The 4976-nt window shown below is 49.6% G+C and carries 5 protein-coding genes; 3 read left to right on the forward strand and 2 right to left on the reverse strand.

From position 1 onward, the window contains the following. Positions 1-214 precede the first annotated feature (214 nt). Positions 215-634 (reverse strand): acyl-CoA thioesterase, encoded by a 420-nt coding sequence (locus tag Q0340_RS05720; RefSeq protein ID WP_291940280.1) that lies wholly within the window; start codon positions 632-634, stop codon positions 215-217. 185 nt (positions 635-819) lie between these two features. Here Q0340_RS05720 and ciaB point away from each other — a divergent pair, with 185 nt between their 5' ends. The 3 genes from ciaB to Q0340_RS05735 all read left to right on the forward strand — a co-directional run bounded on the left by ciaB (position 820) and on the right by Q0340_RS05735 (position 4493). Next, positions 820-2634: an invasion protein CiaB gene (gene ciaB / locus Q0340_RS05725; protein WP_298082515.1), complete on the forward strand. Its 1815-nt coding sequence runs from the start codon at positions 820-822 to the stop codon at positions 2632-2634. A gap of 674 nt (positions 2635-3308) precedes the next feature. Continuing rightward, on the forward strand, positions 3309-4022 hold the full coding sequence (locus Q0340_RS05730; protein WP_298061710.1) for a DUF4230 domain-containing protein: 714 nt from the start codon (positions 3309-3311) through the stop codon (positions 4020-4022). Further along, positions 4023-4493 carry a hypothetical protein gene (locus Q0340_RS05735; protein WP_298082516.1) on the forward strand — a complete coding sequence of 157 codons (471 nt, stop codon included), beginning with the start codon at positions 4023-4025 and terminating at the stop codon, positions 4491-4493. It abuts the gene before it with no gap. Between the two features lie 218 nt (positions 4494-4711). Here the strand turns inward: Q0340_RS05735 and Q0340_RS05740 are convergent. Then, on the reverse strand, positions 4712-4976 hold a 265-nt coding region (locus Q0340_RS05740), incomplete at its 5' end, for a hypothetical protein (protein WP_298082517.1).

Here is a 4976-nt window from a genome sequence, read left to right on the forward strand (position 1 = left end):
CAAAATTCCAAAATTCCAAAATTCCAAAATTCCAAAATTCCAAAATTCCGTCTGCGAGGTTTTCCGCTAAAATACTGCACAGCAAAATTCCGCGCTTAAAATTATAAAATTTTACGCAGCAAATTCTGTGCACTAAGCCTATCCCACATAAGAATTTTCGCGTTATAAGCTTGACGCTAAAATTCCTTGAGCTAAAACTAAAGTTTGAAAAATTTTAAAATCCGTGCAGCCGCTTGATCTCTGCGCTGATCGGCTTTTTTTGGCCTAATTTGGTCACGCTTACGTAGGTTGCGATCGCGCTGGTTACGTGCAGACACTCGCGAAATCCGTCCTCGCCCAGCCGCAGCGCCGCGACCTCGATCTGCACGCGGATAGAGGTATTTCCCACGCTTAGTACTTTTGCGTAGCAGCTGATGACATCGCCGATAAATACGGGCTGCTTGAAAGTTACCTCCTGCATCGAGATCGTCACGACCCGCTCGGGCGCTATCTCGCGCGCCGCCGTCGCGCCCGCTAAATCGATCTGCGCTAGTATCCAGCCGCCGAAAATATTGCCCGAGCTATTCGTATCCTTAGGCAGCGCTACGACCTTGATGCGCGGCTCGCCGAAATCGTCTAAGTTTAAATCGCTCATTTTTACTCCTTAAATTTAAAAATCTCGCATTTTAACCGCGCAAATTTAACACTTTTTCGATACAATCGGCAAAAATCTATGTCGAAATTTTAAAATTTTAAGCGAACGCGAGGATAGAATTTTGCTCGCAAAGCAGGCACATTCCGCTCGTAAAAAGACGATAAAACGACAAAAAAGGATACGCGATGAACGATTTTGTAAAACTTAGCGAGATGGCAGCGAGCGCTAAGGCGCGACTAAACGCCTTCTACGACGAGCCGCACACCGAGCTGATCACGCGCGGATTGGAAATCTGCGGCTTTGAGTCTGGCGATACTGCGCGCATCGCCGTGCTACGCCGAATCGTTGATCTCAAAGAGGATCCGCTGCTGCAAGAATTTCGCCGCTTGGGCTACGATGAGGCGCGGCAGCGCGAGCTAAAGAGCAAAATGTATGATTTCACGCGCGAAATACATGAGGGCATGCACGCAGCACTCATCGCCGAAGCGGGCGCGCAGGAGATTTTGCAGCCGTTTTATCTGGAGCTTTTAAAGGGCGTGCACCGCATCGGGCTCGTGATAAGCGATATGCAAAAAAGCTGGCAAGCCCTAATCATCGAAGGCACGAACAAGCGCTGGGAAAAGGAATTTAGCTCGCTTGCGCAGGCGAAGGAATTTTTGCTGCAAGAGGAGCTGTTTATGCGCACGCCTCACGGCGAGATCTGCGAGCGCTGCTACGGCGCGATAGTGCAGCGCGAAGGCAAATCCCAAATGGTTCCCTACGCCGTGGCCTTTGCGGATGAGACGGCGAAGCTACAGAGCGAATTTAGCGATCTTTTGGAGCGCCTGGTGACGCTTGCAGAAGATGAGAGCGAGCTAGCTTACGTCGCGTATCTGTCCAAGCTCAAACAGGCCTTTTGCGAGAAAGACGCCGGCGCGGTAATCGGCGCGTGGCGGGATGCGGAGATCGCGTGGATGGATATAAAAACGCCGCTTCAGATCGGGCATCCGCTCGAATACTACGAGGACGCCTACACGCACGCAGTCGCGCTAGAATGGGACGTCAGGCTTGCAGGCGCGTATGAGTTCAGTGCGGAGGAATTTAAAGCGCGCGTAAGCGAGAGCTTTGAGTGTGCGTATGAAAAAATCGGCGCAAACAATGCCGTCATGCACTCGCTCGTGCTCTCAAACATCGCCAAGACCCAACTTTACGTCTGCGCGCCGCTGATCTACTACGGAGCCGATCTGAACGGACTTTTTTCGGCGCAGGTCGTACCCAACGACGAGTTCGTAAGCACCAACTGCGGTAAGAAAATTTTCGCCTTCGTAAATTTCGTCTATGAAAGTGCCAAGGCTAGACCTTTTATGCGGCTAAGCGGCGAAATTTTTACTCTCGATTATCTAAATTTCGGGCGCGAAATTTTATTTAAAAAGCCACAAATTTGGCGCCGCGTCTACGAAATATCGACGATCGGGCATGAGTTCGGGCACATATTTTTCATCGACGCAGACACCGAGGCGCGAATGAACCGCTCGGGGCTTTTTAAGCTCATCGAGGAGTACAAGGCGACCACCGGCGGGCTCGTGAGCTTCTTTTTCCATGAGGAGGAGGAGTTTTGCCTGCCGGTGCTGGACGAGCTGATCCGCCGCGCCGCAGGGCTCATCGCGTGGCAGCGTGTAGAGGAGCTCAAACCCTACTACTGCGAGGCTCTGATACATCTGAGCTTGCTTTTCGCATCGGGCGTTTTGAAATTTGAGCGCGGGCGGCTGTCGGTTAAATTTGACCGCGCAGGCTACGAGAGCTTTAAGTCCGCGTGCCTGCAAAACTACGAGGAGCTGGCGCGGCTTTATTGCGACAAAAAGGACGCGGCGGAATTTTTATCGCGCTTTGCGGAGCTTAGCGGCGGCGTGTATCTGCCGCGCGAGGCACAGGTGCGGGAATTTGTGGAGTTTTACTACTCGCGCTACGAAGCGATCGGCAACGAAACAGACCCTAGCAATGAACGAGCAAAGTGGCTTTAAATTTTACCTTCAAACCGCGCCTCGAAACATTAGAAGCGAGTAAAATTTTGCCGTTAAATTTTTTTAAAATTCTGTTTTAAAATTTTATCGGAGCTTCAGAATACGACGTTGAAAAAAGCGTAGAAATTTAACTCAAATTTATGTGGCGAAAGCCGTAATTTAAATTTAACGCGGACGCAGTCCGTATCACTAGCGTCGCGCGGGTGGGGGCAAAATTTTAAAAAGTCGTGGGGGCGCCCCTCTAACTCCGAGCGCTGCCCCCTTACGAATATCGCGCATAATGCACCCAGACGCTAAGCTATATCCATGAAATTTTATAGAAACTTACAAAATAAAATTTATCACCAAATTCATAGCCCGTGAAATTTATGCCGTGATTTCTGTTTTTCTTGGGGCGGGAAGGGAGCTTGAATTGCGAGGTCACACCTCTCACATAGGCGGCGCTGCTCCGCAGCACCGCATTGCTCTGCTCGCCCACAAACCCCGCCCATCCCCCGACGACGCTAGCGGTGGGGCGGACTGTTCCGCATTAAATTTTATAATCGCGGCTCGCTTCTTTAAAATTTCTTTTGCGATTTTGAAATTTCGCGTCGCAAAAATCGTAAAATTTTAATTGCACTACAAATCGGCGCCGTATTTTGCTAAAATACCGATAAAATTTTAAAGGATGAAATTTGGAAAATTTTGCTTTTCTTCTAAATTTAGTGATATTTTGCATCTTGGTTTTTATGTTTTTTAAGATGCGCAAAAGCGGCGAGCAGGCGGGCAAGCCGCAGATCGCCACCGACATCACGCGGCTTAAAAGTATCGGCGAGCTGAGCGTTTTTAAAATTTACTCCAAAGAGATCGTCACGCGCAAGCAAAACGTAGGCAGCGGGCTGCTGGGCTCGCTCGTCTCGCCGCTGATGACGAAAAAGCAGATCGCCATCATCTTCGAGTTTGAGATCGAGTTTGTTTACGACCTACTAAGCCCCGAGTTTGCGATACTGCCGCAGGGCGAGGATCGCTACGAGATCAAGATGCCGCCGTGCAAATACAAATACTCGATCAAAGATATGAAAATTTACGATGAGAAAAACGCCAAGCTGCTGCCGTTTCTGCTGCCCGATTCGCTAAACGGGCTATTCGGCGCGAGCTTTGACGAGAGTGATAAAAACCTCCTCATCGACGACGCCAAGGACGAGGTCAAGCAGCTCTCGCTAAAAATCATCAACGATCTTGGCGGCAAGATCCACAAATCCGCGACCGACACGCTGGAGGCGATCGCCAAGAGCTTCGGCGCGAAGGAGGTCGGATTTATCTTCCAGGACAAGGCGCTTCAAACGATCGACATAAACTCAAACGAGATCGCAATCGATAAATCGCTAAAATCGCAGATCGAGAAGTAGATGGAGCTTTTCAAAGCGCTTTTTAAAATTTACTTCGCCCGCATGCTCGCGTTTATGGATGCCTGCGCGAGGGCTTGGCAGAGGTTTTATGAGCCGATCAGGCTGCGCAAAGAGAAAAAGCGCCTGCGCACGAAAGGCTATTTTACCGAGGATGCGACGTGGGCGGAGTTTTTCGCGGATTTTAAATTTTGCAAATGCTTCATCATCAAAAAAATCCTTTATCCGAACTTCTACGCGATCAAAAACTCCTCCAAATGGGAGGCGGGCTCAAAGCGAGCTAGCTTTACGGTGGGCTCGTTTGCATACGACGAGATCGCGTGGGTGTGGGTGCCGCGCGCCTTCGACGGCGGGCGAAAAAACGATCTAGCGAAGCTAAAAGATCTACTGCACAAAATCCCCGCGCTGCGCTACGAGCAGAGCGATACGGGGATTAAAATTTTCGGCTACGAGTGTGGCGAAACGGGCTTATAATCGTATAAAATGGCATTTGCTTAAATTTCACATCGAGGGTCGCGCCGATATGGCTTAAGGCTTGCACCGCGTAGATGGATAGCAAGCGGGCGGGTTTAGCGACCGTGTCTTTGACGAAACAGCGCATGCGAGCGTGAAATTTTATCTTTGCAAACGCCCCAGCGCAGTCTAAATTTAAACTCCGCGCGAGTATAAACGCGAGCAAATTTTATCTCCGCCTAGCTCCATAGATCCTTTGCTTTGGCGGGGTTTTTTATATTAAACCACGCAAGAAGCAGCACTACGGACGCTAATGGATTTAAGATTAAATTTAACAGCTCCATGAAATTTATGACGTCCATCGTTATAGCGGCGGGGACCGGTATTTTAAACATCATGCCGTAGATGACGTCTGCGCCGATATCTGCGATTAGTAGCGCGGCGTATAGGGCGAAAAGTCTACATCCTGTGGCGGCGCGCAACTTAAAATTTATAATTATCCAA

Origin of the sequence: uncultured Campylobacter sp., from assembly GCF_938045595.1 — a bacterium.
Taxonomy (GTDB): Bacteria; Campylobacterota; Campylobacteria; order Campylobacterales; family Campylobacteraceae; genus Campylobacter_B.